Source organism: Chelativorans sp. (assembly GCF_031180965.1).
Taxonomy (GTDB): domain Bacteria; phylum Pseudomonadota; class Alphaproteobacteria; order Rhizobiales; family Rhizobiaceae; genus Chelativorans.
Genome location: NZ_JAPSLH010000014.1, coordinates 75,022 through 90,752 on the forward strand (window position 1 = coordinate 75,022; position 15,731 = coordinate 90,752).

Genomic DNA, 15,731 nt, shown 5'->3' on the forward strand with positions numbered 1-15,731 from the left:
CTCTGGTTGCTGCACATCTTTTTTTCGAGCGCATCAGCGCAGCTTGATGCGGGGGTCGATCAATGGGGTGATGAGATCGGCAATGAGGTTGCCGAGCACGATGGCGCAGGCGGAGACCAGGGTGACGCCCATGATGATGGGGATGTCGACCCGCTGGATCGCCTGCCAGGCAAGCTGGCCGATGCCCGGCCAGCCGAACACGCTCTCCACCACGACGATGCCGGACATGAAGAGCCCGATATCGATGCCGATCATGGCGATGATCGGCAGGATGGCGTTGGGAAGCGCATGGCCGAGCAGCACCTTCGTGCGCGACATGCCGGTGGCGCGGGCAGTGCGGATATAGTCCTGGCGCAGCACATCGATCAGCGACGAGCGCATCATGCGCGCATACCAGCCCGCGCCCAGAAAGCCGAGCGTGATCGACGGCAGCACGAGATGGGCGAAGGTGCCGTAGCCGCCGATCGGGAACCAGCCGAGCTGCACCGCGAATACGTAGAGCAGCAGGATGCCGATGACGAACTGGGGCGCGGAGACGCCGATGAAAGAGGCGATCATCAGAGTGTCGTCGGTGCGCGTGCCGCGCTTCAGCGCCGCGATGACGCCCATGGTGAGGCCGAAGAGCAGCTCGCACAAGATCGCGCCGGCCATCAAAAGGAGGCTCGCGGGCAGCCGCGAGGCGATCAGCGTCGAGACCTCCGTCCTCTGCAGGTAGGAGCGGCCGAGATCGCCGTTGAGGAGCCCGCTGAGATAGCGCAGATACTGCTCGTGGAAGGGTAGGTTGAGCCCCAGCTGCTGGCGGATGTTCTCCACCGTCGCCGCCGTCGCGCTGCGGCCGGCGATCTGGCGCGCGGGATCGGCTGGCACGAGATAGAGCAGCACGAAGGTGACGAGGCTGATGCCGAGCAGGATCAGCACGGTCTGGATGAGGCGACGGGCGATGTAGGCGAGCATCAGTGCCGCCCCTGCTGCGTCGGGTCGAGGATATCGCGCAGCGCGTCGCCCACCAGGTTGAAGGCGAGCGCCAGCGCCAGGATCGCAGCGCCGGGAATGAAGACGAGCCAGGGCGCGGAGGTGAAATAGGTCTGGTTCTCGAAGATGATATTGCCCCAGGAGGGGGTCGGCGGCTGCACGCCGATACCGAGGAAGGAGAGCGTCGCCTCGAGGAGCACGGTGGTGGCGATGCCGAGCGTCGCCCAAACGATGATCGTGGACAGAAGATGCGGCAGGATATGGCGGAAGAGGATCCGTCCGGCGCCGGCGCCCATGGCGCGCTCGGCCACCACGAAATCGCGCTCGGCAATGGAGCGTGTCTCCGTATAGGTGACGCGGGCGATCTGCACCCAGTTCACCATGGCGATGACCAGCGCGACGATCCAGAGGCTCGGCCGGAAGGTGGCCGCCAGCACGATGGCGAGCAGTAGCGCTGGAAACGCCATCATCAGGTCCGTGAGCCGCATCAGCACCGTGTCGACCCAGCCGCGGAAATACCCCGCGGTGATACCGACCAGCGAGCCGATGATGACGGCGATACCGTTCGCCACCACACCGATGATCAGCGACGTCTGCGCGCCATAGATGAGCCGGCTCAGGAGGTCGCGGCCAACGAGGTCGGTCCCGAACCAGAACTGTGCGTTGGGCGGCAGCGGCGCGCCCTCAAGCGTCAGCCCCTCGAAGAACTGCTCGTAGGGGTCGTAGGGTGCAAGCCAGCGAGCAAAGACGGCCGCCACCACGACGACGGCGATGATCACGAGCCCGGTCAGCGCCAGCGGACGGCGCAGGAGCCGCGCCAAGACCGACGGCGTGCTGACCGGCGCTTCTGTCTCAACGGCCGTTTGTGACATTCTTCCGCCCGTCTGTGTCGAAGCCAGCAACGATGCCGGCCGCCGCATCTTCGATCGCGCGCCGCTCGGCCATGGCAGTCCGCCGCAACTCGTTGAAGGCTGTTCCGGCATCGCAATTGTGCTTCAGCATCAGTATGGCCGTGGCTTCAGCCACGACCTGACGCTTCGCGAGCCGCTCGCGGAGCCCGGCGATCTCCTCAGCATGCGCGCGCCGCTGTGCAAAGCCATGGCTCGCCACCACGAGGGCGCTGTAAAGGCCGGCGCTGCCGATCGGCTTCAGGAGCTGGGCGTCCGCACCCTGGCTTATCGTCCAGGCGATGCGGCCCGGCGCCTCCGAGCCGATGAGCGCGATGACCGGCATTGGAGCCAGCCCGGGCGACCAGGGGAACTGCTCGTCATGCCCCATGTCGGCATCGATGAGCAGCACGTCGTAGCCGTACATGGCTTGGCTGTCGTCGAGCGTCGGCCATGCCTGTTCGCCGGCAATGCCGATGCGTGCGCACTGCGCCAGAAGCGCATCCACGTTCTGGTGTGGCCGGTGTAGGATGAGGGCGCGCCAGCCGACGAAATTGGGCGTGTGATGCATCGCCGGGCTCACCGCACCACCCGCAATCTCTGCGTCCCGGCCATGCCGGCATAGGGGCGCTCGAGCACCGTCGCCGTCAGGAACGGGTCCGGCGCGATGGTGCTTTCGCTCAAATGGACGACGTCGAAATCTCCGTCCCGCCGTGCGCGGCCGATATGCGCGTGCAGGTTCACATGATTGGTCGCCCGGTCCACTTGAACCGGGCCGAGCGGCGTCGATGTGGTCTCAGTTCGCACATACTCCAGCACGGCCTGCGCACTGTCCGTGCCGATGTGCCGGATCGCCTCCGCGATCATGGTCACCGCCGTATAGGCCTGTACGAAGAAGGCGTCCGCCAGGAAACCCGGCTTCTCGGCCTTCACGCGCTCGGCGAAAAGGCTATTCTCGCTGCCCGCGAGCGAGCGGAAGTAGCTGGAAACTGTATAATGGCCGGCTGCGACCTCGCCCAGAAGCGCGGTCTCGCTTTCGCACAGGTTGCAGCTGATCACGGGGCAGTTTTCCGGCCGAAACGCCTCATCCTCCTCGCCCAGTGCGCGAAGGGCTGCGAGGAAAGTGTAGGAAGAGGGGCCGATCAGATTGTTGAGAATGAAGTCCGGCCGCTTGGCGCGGATCTCCTCGATCAGATGGGCGATGTCCTCGTCGCCGATCGGGACATACCGCTCCCCCAGCACGCTGCCGCCTGACCGGCAAAGGACATCGCGGGCAATGCGGTTCGTCTCCCAGCCCCAGATATAGTTCGATCCAGTCAGAAAGGCGCGGGCGCCGAAGCGCGGCACGATGTAGTCGAGCAGCGGCACCAGATGCTGGTTGGCGCAGGCAGCGATGTAGACAAGATTGTCGGATACCTCGAAACCCTCGTAGACGCAGGTGTACCAGAGCAGCGCGTCGAGCTTCTCCACGACGGGGATGACTTCCTTGCGGCTCCAGGAGGTCGTGCAGCCGACGACATGCTGCGCGCCCGTGTTGCGGATCAGGTTGCGGCAGAGCGTGGCGTAGCGATCGGCGTTGCCTTCCGGATCGGCGTGATGCGCCTCGAGCTTGAACGGGTAGCGCGGATCGGCATTGACGTCGGCGATCGCCGCCATGGCGCCAAAATAGCCTTGCCCGGCCGGCCGGCTGTAGCTGCCGCTGCGCGAAAACAGGATTCCGACCGGATACGCGGACAAACGCACCCCCAAAAACGCAATGAGCCCCGCGGGAACAGCGTCATTCCCGGCGAGGCCCATATGCCCAAAGCTCTACCACCTAGCCTAAACCCCAATCCGCAGCTGTCAAGATCGAAGCCGCGAGAGGTGGGAACGTTACCGTCTGAGTCGAGTTGTGCGATCAGGCGCGGTTCGCCCGGGCCGGCCACCGGCTCGGTTGACTTCACCTGTCCGCCGTCCACCAGAACATCCAAACGGCGCTACGCAGAGGTGGCATCGTGTATCGCATCCTTATTTCTGCTGTCCTTGTCCTTCTTGGAATTGTGCTAGCCGCAGGCGGCGTCTGGCTCGCCACCCTCGGCGGCTCCTTGTTCTATGTCCTTCTCGGCGTCCTGCTCGCTTTTTCGGGCGCACTGCTGATGGCGCGGCGCGCCATTGGGCTTGGTCTCTATGCCGCCACCATTCTCCTCACCTTGGCCTGGGGCCTGTGGGAAGTCGGGTTCGACTGGTGGGCGCTTGCACCGCGGGGAAGCCTGGTTCTCGTGCTCGGTGTGCTCCTGCTCCTGCCGCCAATGGTGCGCGCCATGCACGCACCGGGCAGGCCGAGAGCCGGCTATGGCGTTCACAGCATCGCCCTTGCCGCCGCCGTGGCCGCCGCCGCCGCCGTGGGCGTCTATTCCATGTTCCAGGAGCCGCACGAAATCTCAGGTGCCTTTCCTGAGGACCGGATGTCCGTGGATAACTCGGTGGATGCGGATGTGCCGCCCGGGGAATGGGTCGCCTACGGCCGTACGTCCCATGGCCGGCGCTATTCGCCGCTCGACCAGATCACGCCCGAGAATGTCGCCGATCTCGAAGTGGCCTGGACGTACCAGACTGGCGAGCTGCGCGACGAGAACGATCCCGAAGAGACGACCTATGAAGTGACGCCGCTGATGGTGGACGACACCGTCTACATCTGCACGCCCTTCAGTACCGTAATCGCGCTCGACCCGGTGACTGGCCAAGAGAAGTGGCGATTCGATCCGCAGTTGCGGCAGCCGCCGACCCAGACCACGCAGCACATGACCTGTCGCGGGGTATCATACCACGAAGCCTCTCCCGAGGATCTGCCTGCGGGGAACCCGGCGGCGGCGGTACCGGCAGGTACGGCGGGCGCGACGGCGCCGGGGGAGGGGGAAGCCCCTGCGGCTCCTGGCGGGCAGGAAGCCGGCGCACGAGAACCCGCGGCGCCTCAAGCCGGCCAGCAGCAGACCGGGACGGCCGCCGAAAGCGCGGCCGAGGTGACGACCCAGGCTGCACCCGTGCCGGAAAACATCGTGACGGGGCAGGCCGAGCCGAATGCGCCCGTTCCCATCGTGGAGAGGGAGGAGCCGCCTGCGACGGTCACTCTCAGCCCGGAATGCATGAACCGGCTATTCGTACCGACCTCCGACGGCCGGCTGATCACGATCAGCGCTCAGACAGGCGAGGTGTGTCCCGGCTTTGGCGGAGAGGACGGCACAATCAATTTGTGGGCCAACATGCCCAATGTCACACCCGGTTCATTCTACTCGACCTCGCCGCCGGTCGTGACCGAGACCGTTGTCATTGTGGGCGGGGCGGTGAACGACAATTCTGCCACCACTTCGCCGTCTGGTGTCATCCGCGCCTACGATGTCTATACGGGCGCCCTGGTCTGGAATTTTGACAGCAAGAATCCGGAAGCGACGGAGCCGATCGCGCCTGGCGAGACCTATTCGCAGAACGCGCCGAACTCCTGGAGCGTTGCGAGCTACGATCCGGAATTAGGGCTTGTCTATTTGCCGATGGGCAATGAATCGCCCGACCAGTTCGGCGGCAATCGCGGCGAGAACACGGAGCGGTTCTCCTCCTCGATCCTTGCGCTGCGCGCCGACTCAGGCGAGGTGGCGTGGGTCTTCCAGACCGTGCATCACGACATCTGGGACTACGACATGCCGGCGCAGCCGAGCCTCGTGGACCTCACCATCGATGGCCGGCCGGTGCCGGCATTGGTCGTGCCAACCAAGCAGGGCGATATTTTCGTGCTCAACCGCGCCACCGGGGAGCCGGTGCTGCCGGTCGAGGAGCAGCGCGTGCCCCAAGGCGCCGTCGAGGGGGATTTCACAGCGCCGACCCAGCCTCGCTCCGCCGTCTCCTTCCGCCCGGAACCGCTCACGGAGGCAGATATGTGGGGCGCGACACTGATCGATCAGCTCTACTGCCGGATCCGCTTCCATCAGCTCAGATACGAGGGCGCCTTCACACCGCCTTCCACCCAGGGCACCATCGTCTATCCCGGCAATTTCGGCACCTTCAATTGGGGCGCAGTCGCGGTCGATCCCAACCGAGATATCATGTTCGGCATGCCCGTCTACCTCGCCTTCGAGGTGAGGCTGATCCCGCGCCAGGACGAGCTTTCGCGGGTCGTCACCGAAGAGGGGGAACCTGTCTTCAACGAGAATCTCGGCGCACCGTACGCAGCGGAAATGGGCCCCTTCTACTCGCCGCTGAACCTGCCCTGCCAGCAGCCGCCATGGGGCTATGTCGCCGGCGTCGACCTTACCACTGGCGAGACTGTCTACAAGCGCGTCAACGGCACTGTCCGCGACCTCGCGCCCATTCCGCTGCCCTTCGAAATGGGGGTGCCGGGGATCGGCGGCCCGATCGTCACGGCTGGGGGCGTCGCCTTCCTGAGCGGCACGCTGGACTACTATGTGCGCGGCTACGACCTGCGCACCGGTGAGGAGGTCTGGCGCGCGCGCCTGCCCGCCGGCGGACAGGCGACGCCGTCCACCTATCTCGGCTCGGACGGCCGCCAATATCTCGTTGTCGTTGCCGGTGGCCACGGCTCGACCGGAACGAAGGCCGGCGACTCCATCATCGCCTACGCCTTGCCCAAATAGCCGGTCACCCGTGGCCTTTCGTACCGCAGCGGGTCGCTCCTCGCCCGCTGCCTTGTCGGTCGCGGGCTCGGCTATGCGCTGCTCTTCCAGCGGCCGGTACCGGCGATCACCTATAACGGTCACACCGTCGCGATCCTGGAACTCGACGAGCGTGTGCCGCGCAGGGTGGTCGGCCTCGCGCGGCCGGCAGGCGCGCCGCGGACGGCACGTTATACCGCCCTCTTTGACCATCTCGTTTCAACCTCCGCCCGTTGAAGCAAGAGGAGAGCTCCTAGGATTGGGCGAGGAGCCAATCCGTGAGCGCGCGTGCGGCTCCGCTTGTCTGCCGGTTCGCTACCAGCCAGTAGCCGCAATCGCCGCGCTGAACCTCCGGGCCGACGCGCACCAGTGTTCCGCTTGCGAGAAGCGCATCCACGAGGCCGATCCAACCAAGGGCGATGCCTTGCTCGGCAAGCGCTGCCTGGATGACGAAGCTGTAGGTGTTGAGGCCGAGATCGCCCTGGGCTGGCTCGCGCGCGATGCCGTGCGTGGCGAGCCAGGATGTCCAGGTGAACCAGCGCGGTTTGCCTGTCGTGTCGAGATGGAGAAGGGGCGCTTTGGAAAGGGCGGCGGCATGCTCGAACGGACCGAAGCGGGCGAGAAAAGCCGGGCTGCAGACAGGCACCACCCGTTCGGGCATCAAAAGCTGGGCGCCCTCGGGAAAGTCCTCTTTCCTGCCGAACAGGACGGCAGCGTCCATATTGCCCTCGCTCAAGTTGCCTAGCCCTTGCGAGGCGACGATATGCACCTCCACCTGCAGGTGCAGGCGGCGGAAATCGGCCACGCGCGGCATCAGCCAGAAGGCGGCAAAGCCGTAGTCGGTGAAGATGCGGATAGCGGGGGCGCTGGCGTCGCGGCGGATTTCGCGCGCCGCCTCGTCGATCCGTTCAAGCCCGGAATGGACGGCGCGATAGAGCGTCTCTCCCGCTTCCGAGAGCCGGCTGCCGCCATGCAGGCGGTGAAGGAGCCTGACCCCTAGCTGCTCCTCTATGCGCTTGATCTGATAGCTGACGGCGGGCTGCGACAGGCCGAGTTCCTCGGCCGCCCGCGTCAGGCTGCCGAGCCTCCCCACCGCATCGAAGATGCGCAGCCAGCCGACGTCGAGTATCCGCTCGGGCATAAAGGAACTCTATGGGGTCGATTAAAAATTACCGGCTTTAAAGATAGCCACATATGCGGATTTAATGGAAGCCGGCCTGGTGCATGCCGCACGCAAAACAAGGGGAACTCCGCCATGACACATCGTTGCTTCGGCCTGGCAATGGCCGCTTTCTTGCTTCTGGGCGCTTCGGCTTCCGCCGACGATGCGCAGAGCTGCAGGACCATCCGCCTTTCCGATCCCGGCTGGACCGACATCAGCTCTACCAATGCGATCGCCTCCGTCATTCTCGAGGGCCTTGGCTACGCGCCGGAGGTCCAGACGCTCTCTGTCCTGGTCGGCTACCAATCCTTGAAGAACAAGGACATTGACGTCTTCCTCGGTAACTGGATGCCGGCGCAACAGAGCTTTATCGACGACCTGAATGCGGCAAAGGCCGCCGAGGTGCTCACCAAGAACCTCACCGGGGCGAAATTCACCCTGGCCGTGCCGAACTATGTCGCAGAAATGGGCGTGAAGGACTTCAAGGATCTCGACGCGCATGCCGATGCCTTCGGCAAGGAGATATACGGTATCGAGCCCGGCGCTCCGGCCAATGAGAACATCCAGAAGATGATCGATGCGGACGATTTCGGACTGGGCGATTGGAGCCTGGTCGAGTCGAGCGAAACCGGCATGTTGGCCCAGGTGGCGCGCGCCGAACGGGCGAAGGAGGCAATCGTTTTCCTGGCCTGGGCGCCGCATCCGATGAACACCAAGTTCGACATCACCTATCTGTCCGGCGGCGACGCCTATTTCGGCCCCAATTTCGGCGGCGCCGAAGTCTTCACCCTGGCGCGTACCGGATGGTCCGAGCAATGTCCGAACGCGGCCCAGTTCTTCCGCAATCTCGTCTTCACCATCGAGATGGAAAACGAGATGATGGGCAAGATTCTGGATGACGGGCAGGCCCCGAACGACGCTGCAAGGGAGTTTCTCAAGGAGCACGCCGAGGCGCTTGACCCTTGGCTGAAGGATGTCACGACGCTGGACGGCCAGCCCGGCCTCGCGGCGGTGAAGGCCTCCCTGGGGCTCTAACCGATATGCATACAGCGGCCGCATCGCGCGGCCGCTGCCGGCTGGTCACATGCCTTCGAACTCGTAGCGAGAAGACCGCGCGTCATGAAGCGCCCCAACATACTCATCCTGATGGTGGACCAGCTGAACGGAACGCTGTTTCCCGACGGCCCCGCCGCATTCCTGCACGCGCCGCACCTTTCCGCCCTTGCGGCAAGGTCCGTCCGCTTCACCAATACCTATACGGCAAGCCCGCTTTGCGCCCCGGCGCGCGCGTCCTTCATGTCGGGCCAGCTCCCGAGCCGCACGCGGGTCTATGACAATGCGGCCGAGTTCGCTTCCGACATTCCCACCTACGCCCATCACCTGCGCCGCGCCGGCTATCAGACCTGCCTTTCGGGCAAGATGCATTTTGTCGGGCCCGATCAACTGCACGGGCTCGAGGAGCGCCTGACCACGGACATATATCCGGCCGATTTCGGTTGGACGCCGGACTACAGGCGCCCCGGCGAGCGCATCGACTGGTGGTATCACAACCTCGGCTCGGTCACGGGCGCGGGCGTCGCCGAGATCACGAACCAGCTCGAATATGACGACGAGGTCGCCTATCACGCCACACGCAAGATCTACGATCTGGCGCGCGGGCATGAGGCGCGCCCATGGTGCCTGACGGTGAGCTTCACGCACCCCCATGACCCTTATGTAGCGCGCCGCCGCTTTTGGGATCTTTATGAGGACTGTCCGGCGCTCGACCCCGCGGTTCCGCCCATCCCCTTCGATGAGCAGGATCCCCATTCGCAGCGCCTGATGCTGGCGAGCAACCATGCCGCCTACGCCATCAGTGACGAGGATGTGCGTCGCTCCCGGCGCGCCTATTTCGCAAACATCTCCTATATCGACGAGAAGGTCGGAGAAATCCTCGATGTCCTGGCGCGCACGCGCCAGGAGGAGAACACGATCATCGTTTTCCTGTCCGACCACGGCGACATGCTTGGCGAGCGCGGCATGTGGTTCAAGATGAGCTTCCTTGAAGGCTCCGCGCGCGTGCCCCTGATGATCGCAGCGCCGCAGCTTGCGGCCGGACGCATCGATGCGCCGGTGTCGACGCTTGACGTGGTGCCGACCCTTGCCGAACTCGCCGGGGTCAACCTCCAGGAGGTGCTGCCCTGGACCGACGGCGAGAGCCTGGTCGCGGTTGCATCGGGCGCGCGCCGCCATGCGGCAGTGCCGATGGAATATGCGGCGGAAGGATCCTATGCGCCCATGGTGGGGCTGCGCGAGGGCCGTTTCAAGCTGGTGCTCTGCGATCTCGATCCGCCGCAGCTCTTCGACCTGGAGGAGGATCCGCAGGAGCTGTCCAATCTCGCCCCGCACCCCGCATATGCCGAAATCCTCGCAGCCATGACGAAGGCGGCGAGGGCGCGCTGGGATCTCGGCCGGTTCGACGCCGAGGTGCGGGCGAGCCAGGCCCGCCGCCATGTCGTCTACGAGGCGCTGCGCAACGGCGCCTATTATCCATGGGACTACCAGCCTCTGCAGCGTGCTTCCGAGCGCTATATGCGCAACCACATGGATTTGAACGTGCTGGAGGAGGCTCAGCGCTTTCCGCGCGGCGAGTAGCGGAAGCAGGGGATCGAATGGCGCTGCGCCGACAGCCCGTTGCGCTGTCACCCCAGCCATGCATGAATGGTGCGGACGAGTATTCCTGCTGGCTACGGAGCGATTCCCATCAGATTGGCGCATTATCGGAAGGCAGGCCTCGACGGTCGGAGGAACAGATGAAGCTCGTCCTTGTGACCTTCGGATGCTTTCTGATCTTCGTCACGTTCCTCTCGCTTTCGCGTAGCCCGCGATGGTGGATTCGTGTGACGGATTTTCCGCGCCTGCAGATCGCCGTCTGCCTTGCTGCAGTTCTGCTTTGCTATGCGCTGCTCTACGGCTTTGACGGCGGCGGCAATGGCGTCTTCTTGGCCGCGGTCGCTGGTGCGCTTGGGTACCAGGGCTTCCGGATTTTTCCCTATACGATTCTGGCGCCGTGCCAGACGAAGAAAGCTGCAAAGGCGAGGCCGGACGCCTCGATCCGGCTATTGATCTCCAACGTGCTCATGGAGAACCGGCGTGCCGACGCATTCCTCGCCCTCGTGCGCGAGGCGGGGCCCGACCTCGTCCTGGCGGTGGAAACGGATGCCTGGTGGGGAGAGCAGCTGAAGGCGCTCGACCGCGACTACCCGCATTCGGTCAAGCAGCCGCAGGGCAATTATTACGGCATGCATCTGTTTTCGAAGCTGGAGCTTGAATCGCCGGAAGTCCGCTTCCTGGTCGAGAAGGATGTGCCCTCGGTCCGCACGGCGGTGCGTCTGCGCTCGGGGGATTGGATCGACTTCTTCGGCGTCCACCCGCAGCCGCCGGTGCCGCATGAGGACACCGAGGAGCGGGACGCCGAGATCCTGATCGTGGCAAAGGAGGTGAGGGCGGACGACCGGCCGGCGATCGTGGCCGGCGACCTCAACGATGTCGCCTGGTCACATACGACGCGGCTTTTCCAGCGGGTGAGCGGCACCCTCGATCCGCGGCGCGGCCGCGGCATGTTCAGCACCTTTCATACCAGATACCCGTTCTTCCGCTGGCCGCTCGACCACATCTTCCACGAGGCCTCGTTCACGCTGGTCCGGCTGCAGCGCCTCCGCAGTATCGGCTCGGATCATTTTCCCGTGCTGGCGGAACTGCACTACGAGCCCGGCGCGGCGAAGCGGCAGGAGGCTCCGGAAGCCGATCACGCGGATCGCAAGGAGGCGTGCGAGAAGGTAGCCGAGGGCAAGGAGACCGCAAGCTGAGCCGCCGAGCGCGGCCGCTGCGCCGGCCTGCTTTCCTGATCGGGACTGCCTCCTTTGTCGAACCGTAGCCCAGGCTATCGCCCGGCCTGAACGCCTCCCGCCTATACCCCTCTCGTCCACGCGCCACAGACCCTAGGAACCATGGCCGCTGGTCGCCGTTGTGACCCCAGTGCCAAAAGGCGTGGCCGCGGCCGCGCGTCGCCATCAATTCTGATACGGAGCGCCGATGCCGAAGATTGGCTTCCATGCCTCGCACGAACAGGTAGACCCGAGGTCGCTTCTCCTGGCCGTTGGCCAAGCGGAGGCTGCCGGCTTCCAGGCCGCCATGTGCTCCGACCACTTCGCGCCCTGGGGCAAAAGCCAGGGGCAGTCCGGGTTCGCATGGTCGTGGCTCGGGGCTGCGCTGCAGTCGACATCGCTCCCCTTCGGGGTGGTCACGGCCCCGGGGCAACGCTACCATCCGGCGATAATTGCGCAGGCTGCCGCCACGCTCCGCCAGATGTTTCCCGGGCGCTTCTGGATGGCGCTCGGCACCGGCGAAGCCGCCAACGAGCATATAACGGGCGACAGATGGCCGCCGAAAGACGTCCGCAACGCGCGGCTCGCCGAATGCGTCGATGTGATGCGCGGCCTCTTTTCCGGCGAGACGGTAAGCCATGACGGTCTCGTCAGGGTCGACCGGGCAAAGCTGTGGACGCTGCCCGACGATGCGCCGCGGATGATCGGCGCGGCGGTGAGCGTCGAAACTGCGCGCTGGGTCGGCGGGTGGGCGGACGGGCTGATCACCGTCAACCAGTCGCACGAGCATTTGCGGCGGATGATCGAAGCCTTCCGCGCGGGCGGTGGCGAGGGCAAGCCGCTTTATCTCCAGGTTCACCTTTCCTATGCGCCTAGCGAGGAGGCTGCGCTCGACGTCGCCTACAGCCAGTGGCGCACCAATCTCTTCGCTCCGCCGGTGTGCTGGGACCTGGAACTGCCGGAGCATTTCGACGAGGCCGCGCGCTTCGTGCGCAAGGAGGACATGCACCGCGCGGTGCTCATCTCTTCCGAACCGGCCCGCTTTGTCGACTGGATCGGCGGCTTCGCGGATTTGGGTTTCGATGGCATCTTCCTGCATCACGTCGGCGCTGAGCAGCAGGAATTCATCGAGGCTTTCGGTGCCCGCGTGTTGCCGGCCTTTGCGGAAGGGTGAGCCGATGGATATCAGCCGTACGAGCGACGTCTGGTGGAAGAACGCCGTCTTCTACTGCCTGGACGTCGAAACTTTCCGCGATGGCAATGGTGACGGGGTAGGTGACTTCCTTGGGCTTTCCCAGGAGGTCGACTACCTTGCGGGTCTGGGCGTCACTTGCATCTGGCTGATGCCCTTCTATCCCAGTCCGAACCGCGACGACGGATATGACATCACCGACTACTACTCGGTCGACCCGCTTCTGGGGACGCTCGGCGACTTCGTGGAATTCGTACGGATCGCCCGCGACAGGGGCATCCGGGTCATCGCGGACCTCGTGGTGAACCACACCTCCAAGGAGCATCCGTGGTTCAAGTCGGCTCGCTCGGACCGCAATTCGCCCTACCGGGACTGGTACATCTGGAGCGATGAGATTCCCGAGAGCGGGCCGGATGACCTCGTCTTTCCCGACAAGGAGAAGAGCAACTGGGAGTGGGACGAAGAGGCCGGCCAGTACTTCCTCCATCGTTTCTATAAGCACCAGCCGGACCTCAACATCACCAATCCCAAGGTCCGCGAGGAGATCCGCAGGATCGTCGGCTTCTGGTTGGAAATCGGCCTTGCCGGTTTCCGCGTTGATGCAGTGCCGTTCCTCCTAGAGACCGCTGGTATCACAGGATCGATGGAGATCGCGCCGCATGACTGGCTGCGCGACCTGCGCAGTTTTCTCGGCCGCCGCCGCGGCGATGCGGTTCTGATGGGCGAGGTCAATCTGGAATATGAGGAGGTGCGGCGCTTTTTTGGGGACGAGAGCGGCGACGAGCTCCATATGTGCCTCAACTTCAACCTCAACCAGGCGCTGGCGCTTGCGCTGGTGCGCGAGGATGCGGGAGCGTTGGTGCATAGCCTCAGGGCCATGCCCTCCCTACCGGCCGACGCCGCCTGGGCCAATTTCGTCCGCAATCACGACGAGTGGTCGCTCGACAAGCTCACGGAAGCAGAGCGGCAGGAGGTCTTTCGCGCTCTCGGTCCCAGGGAAGAAATGCAGCTGTTCGGGAGGGGCTTGCGCCGGCGCCTGCCAACCATGCTGGATGGAGACCAGGCGCGCATCCGCATGGTCTACAGCCTCATCTTCGCCTTGCCGGGAGCGCCGGTACTCTTCTATGGCGAAGAGATCGGAATGGCGGAAAACCTGGACATCCCGGGGCGCATGAGTGTGCGCGCGCCGATGCAGTGGTCGGATGGTCCCAGTGCCGGGTTTTCCTCCGCCCAGCCGGAAAAGATCTGCCGTCCCATTGTCGAGGGGAAGCGGTGGGGGCCTGCGGCAGTCAATGTCGCTGCCCAGCAGCGCGAGCGGGACTCGCTTCTCAACTGGATGGAGCAACTGATCCGCAAGCGGCGGGAGATGCCGGAGATCGTCTTTGGCAGCTGGAGCCTGGTGGCGGTTCCGGAGCCCTCTATTTTGGCGCTGCGCTATGATTGGGGCAGCCGTTCCGCCCTCGTCATTCACAATCTCGGCGAAAAACCCGCAACGACATCCTTCAAGCTGCGGCCTCAAGACCGGCCAGAGGCGACGGCCGACATCCTCGGTCATGGCAAATTCTCCGTCGGCAAGGACGGGACCATGACCGTCGAGCTGGAGCGCTACGGCTACCGATGGTTTCGCCTTGCTGCCTGACATCCAGGTAGTCCAAGCTCACCTCGGAACCTCAGGAAGGACGATCGAGAAAGCGCGACCAGCTGGTATGGCGGCCGGATTCCTCCCCGGCGTTTCTGATATCCAGGAATCCGACGTCGCGCTTCAGGTGGTCCGGCAGTGTGCGCGGATCGAGACGATAGGAGAGGGGTTGGACCAGATAGTGCGCCAGCCGGAGCATGAGAGCTGGGGAGAAAAGAGCGCGCGATCGCGCAAGAAGTGACGTCATGGCACCAGCCTTTGCATCATTCGCCTTGATGTTCCCCATTCAATTTGTGCCGGGAAAGCGCTAGATTCCAGTCGAATGTCGATTGGGTCGCATAAGGAGAGCTTATGCAGATGCGGATCCCGCCTCTCTCGGCGGTAAGGGTCTTCGAGGCTGCGGCGCGGCATCAGAGCTTCACCAAGGCAGCGGCTGAACTCGGCATGACGCAGGCGGCGGTAAGCTATCAGATCAAGGTACTTGAGGATCGGGTCGGGGCGCCCCTCTTTCTGCGGCGGCCGCGGCAGGTCGCTCTAGCGGAGACCGGGCAAAGGCTGGCGCCGGCGATCACGGAAGCGTTCGAGATGATCGGACAGGCCTTTGCCGCTGCGCGCGGCGGGGCACGGGGGACCCTGTCGATCACAACCGTCGCGACCTTCGCCACGAATTGGCTGGCGCAGCACCTCGGCTCGTTCCAGGTCGCCCATCCTTCGCTAGCGGTCCGCCTCGACCTGTCGCCTCACTTCGTCGACTTTGCGCGCGAGGAGATCGACCTGGCGATCCGCGCCGGCGACGGGAATTGGCCGGGTCTTGAGAGGCACATGCTGATGCGCGTGCATTTCACGCCGATGCTTAGCCCGCAGCTTGCGGCAAGCATAGGGGGTGTGAAGGAGCCGGCCGATCTCCTGCGCCTGCCCATCATCGGCCCCGACGATCCCTGGTGGGCGCAGTGGCTGACGGAAGCGGGGCTCTCGCCCGCCGCGCTCGTGGGCCGGCCGCGCAACAGCATGGGCTCCCAGTCGGTCGAAGGAGGCGCAGCCATTGCCGGACAGGGTGTGGCGATCCTCACGCCGGCTTTCTACAAGGCGGAACTGGCCTCCGGCCGCCTCATCCAGCCCTTCGACTTGGTGTGCAGCGATGGCAAAGCGTACTGGCTGGTCTACCCGCAGGCGCGGCGCAACTCCCCGAAGATCGCTGCCTTCCGCGCATGGATTCTCGCCGAAATGGCCGCCAGCACCGAACGGTAGTGACTCGGCCCGCATCTCGTTTGTATTGATGTCAAAGAACGCACGTGTGGTTGGGCGCTCCTCCTCGAGGGAGAGGCCGGCGGCGCATGCTTTCTTGATTGTCGCAATCGGAGCTATGTCCAGTG

Annotated in this window: 13 protein-coding genes; 7 read left to right on the forward strand and 6 right to left on the reverse strand. The window is 64.6% G+C overall.

What is annotated here, in order from left to right:
• Positions 1–33: 33 nt before the first annotated feature.
• Genes RIN79_RS12545 through RIN79_RS12560 form a run of 4 tightly spaced genes read right to left on the reverse strand, consistent with a single transcriptional unit; the run spans position 34 to position 3,596 of the window.
• Positions 34–954, reverse strand: a complete 921-nt coding sequence (locus RIN79_RS12545) for an ABC transporter permease (protein ID WP_309085001.1) — start codon at positions 952–954, stop codon at positions 34–36.
• The gene (locus tag RIN79_RS12550) at positions 954–1,844 is read right to left on the reverse strand and encodes an ABC transporter permease (RefSeq protein ID WP_309085002.1); all 891 of its coding nucleotides are present in this window, start codon (positions 1,842–1,844) and stop codon (positions 954–956) included. The genes RIN79_RS12545 and RIN79_RS12550 overlap by 1 nt, the downstream gene beginning before the upstream one ends.
• Positions 1,825–2,430 (reverse strand): ANTAR domain-containing protein, encoded by a 606-nt coding sequence (locus tag RIN79_RS12555; protein WP_309085003.1) that lies wholly within the window; start codon positions 2,428–2,430, stop codon positions 1,825–1,827. The genes RIN79_RS12550 and RIN79_RS12555 overlap by 20 nt, the downstream gene beginning before the upstream one ends.
• Positions 2,431–2,438: 8 nt before the next feature.
• A complete protein-coding gene (locus RIN79_RS12560) occupies positions 2,439–3,596 on the reverse strand; it encodes a transporter substrate-binding domain-containing protein (RefSeq protein WP_309085004.1) in 1,158 nt (385 codons plus the stop codon).
• A 257-nt stretch (positions 3,597–3,853) separates the two neighbouring features.
• Between RIN79_RS12560 and RIN79_RS12565 the strand changes: the two genes are divergently transcribed.
• The gene (locus tag RIN79_RS12565; protein WP_309085005.1) at positions 3,854–6,481 is read left to right on the forward strand and encodes a PQQ-binding-like beta-propeller repeat protein; all 2,628 of its coding nucleotides are present in this window, start codon (positions 3,854–3,856) and stop codon (positions 6,479–6,481) included.
• 271 nt (positions 6,482–6,752) lie between these two features.
• Here the strand turns inward: RIN79_RS12565 and RIN79_RS12570 are convergent, their stop codons facing one another.
• Positions 6,753–7,640 carry a choline sulfate utilization transcriptional regulator gene (locus tag RIN79_RS12570; RefSeq protein WP_309085006.1) on the reverse strand — a complete coding sequence of 296 codons (888 nt, stop codon included), beginning with the start codon at positions 7,638–7,640 and terminating at the stop codon, positions 6,753–6,755.
• A gap of 114 nt (positions 7,641–7,754) precedes the next feature.
• Between RIN79_RS12570 and RIN79_RS12575 the strand changes: the two genes are divergently transcribed.
• From RIN79_RS12575 to RIN79_RS12595, 5 genes are all read left to right on the forward strand, one after another.
• Positions 7,755–8,696, forward strand: coding sequence for a choline ABC transporter substrate-binding protein (locus RIN79_RS12575; protein WP_309085007.1), 942 nt, complete (start codon positions 7,755–7,757; stop codon positions 8,694–8,696).
• Positions 8,697–8,780: 84 nt separating this feature from the next.
• Complete coding sequence (gene betC / locus RIN79_RS12580; RefSeq protein WP_309085008.1) at positions 8,781–10,295, forward strand: choline-sulfatase; 1,515 nt, start codon at positions 8,781–8,783, stop codon at positions 10,293–10,295.
• A gap of 158 nt (positions 10,296–10,453) precedes the next feature.
• A complete protein-coding gene (locus RIN79_RS12585) occupies positions 10,454–11,509 on the forward strand; it encodes an endonuclease/exonuclease/phosphatase family protein (protein ID WP_309085009.1) in 1,056 nt (351 codons plus the stop codon).
• 226 nt (positions 11,510–11,735) lie between these two features.
• Positions 11,736–12,701: a TIGR03885 family FMN-dependent LLM class oxidoreductase gene (locus RIN79_RS12590; protein ID WP_309085010.1), complete on the forward strand. Its 966-nt coding sequence runs from the start codon at positions 11,736–11,738 to the stop codon at positions 12,699–12,701.
• Between the two features lie 4 nt (positions 12,702–12,705).
• Positions 12,706–14,358: an alpha-amylase family protein gene (locus tag RIN79_RS12595; RefSeq protein WP_309085011.1), complete on the forward strand. Its 1,653-nt coding sequence runs from the start codon at positions 12,706–12,708 to the stop codon at positions 14,356–14,358.
• 31 nt (positions 14,359–14,389) lie between these two features.
• Here RIN79_RS12595 and RIN79_RS12600 read toward each other — a convergent pair whose 3' ends face one another.
• Positions 14,390–14,644, reverse strand: coding sequence for a hypothetical protein (locus tag RIN79_RS12600; RefSeq protein ID WP_309085012.1), 255 nt, complete (start codon positions 14,642–14,644; stop codon positions 14,390–14,392).
• Positions 14,645–14,709: 65 nt separating this feature from the next.
• Between RIN79_RS12600 and RIN79_RS12605 the strand changes: the two genes are divergently transcribed.
• On the forward strand, positions 14,710–15,606 hold the full coding sequence (locus RIN79_RS12605; protein WP_309085013.1) for a LysR substrate-binding domain-containing protein: 897 nt from the start codon (positions 14,710–14,712) through the stop codon (positions 15,604–15,606).
• Positions 15,607–15,731: the final 125 nt, after the last annotated feature.

Bases quoted from the DNA above. Each gene is read 5' to 3' on its own strand.
- RIN79_RS12600 (WP_309085012.1), bottom strand. From the start codon at position 14,644: ATGGGGAACATCAAGGCGAATGATGCAAAGGCTGGTGCCATGACGTCA.
- RIN79_RS12550 (WP_309085002.1), bottom strand. From the start codon at position 1,844: ATGTCACAAACGGCCGTTGAGACAGAAGCGCCGGTCAGCACGCCGTCG.
- RIN79_RS12555 (WP_309085003.1), bottom strand. From the start codon at position 2,430: ATGCATCACACGCCCAATTTCGTCGGCTGGCGCGCCCTCATCCTACAC.
- RIN79_RS12605 (WP_309085013.1), top strand. From the start codon at position 14,710: ATGCAGATGCGGATCCCGCCTCTCTCGGCGGTAAGGGTCTTCGAGGCT.
- RIN79_RS12585 (WP_309085009.1), top strand. From the start codon at position 10,454: ATGAAGCTCGTCCTTGTGACCTTCGGATGCTTTCTGATCTTCGTCACG.
- RIN79_RS12545 (WP_309085001.1), bottom strand. From the start codon at position 954: ATGCTCGCCTACATCGCCCGTCGCCTCATCCAGACCGTGCTGATCCTG.
- RIN79_RS12595 (WP_309085011.1), top strand. From the start codon at position 12,706: ATGGATATCAGCCGTACGAGCGACGTCTGGTGGAAGAACGCCGTCTTC.
- RIN79_RS12575 (WP_309085007.1), top strand. From the start codon at position 7,755: ATGACACATCGTTGCTTCGGCCTGGCAATGGCCGCTTTCTTGCTTCTG.
- RIN79_RS12590 (WP_309085010.1), top strand. From the start codon at position 11,736: ATGCCGAAGATTGGCTTCCATGCCTCGCACGAACAGGTAGACCCGAGG.
- betC (WP_309085008.1), top strand. From the start codon at position 8,781: ATGAAGCGCCCCAACATACTCATCCTGATGGTGGACCAGCTGAACGGA.
- RIN79_RS12570 (WP_309085006.1), bottom strand. From the start codon at position 7,640: ATGCCCGAGCGGATACTCGACGTCGGCTGGCTGCGCATCTTCGATGCG.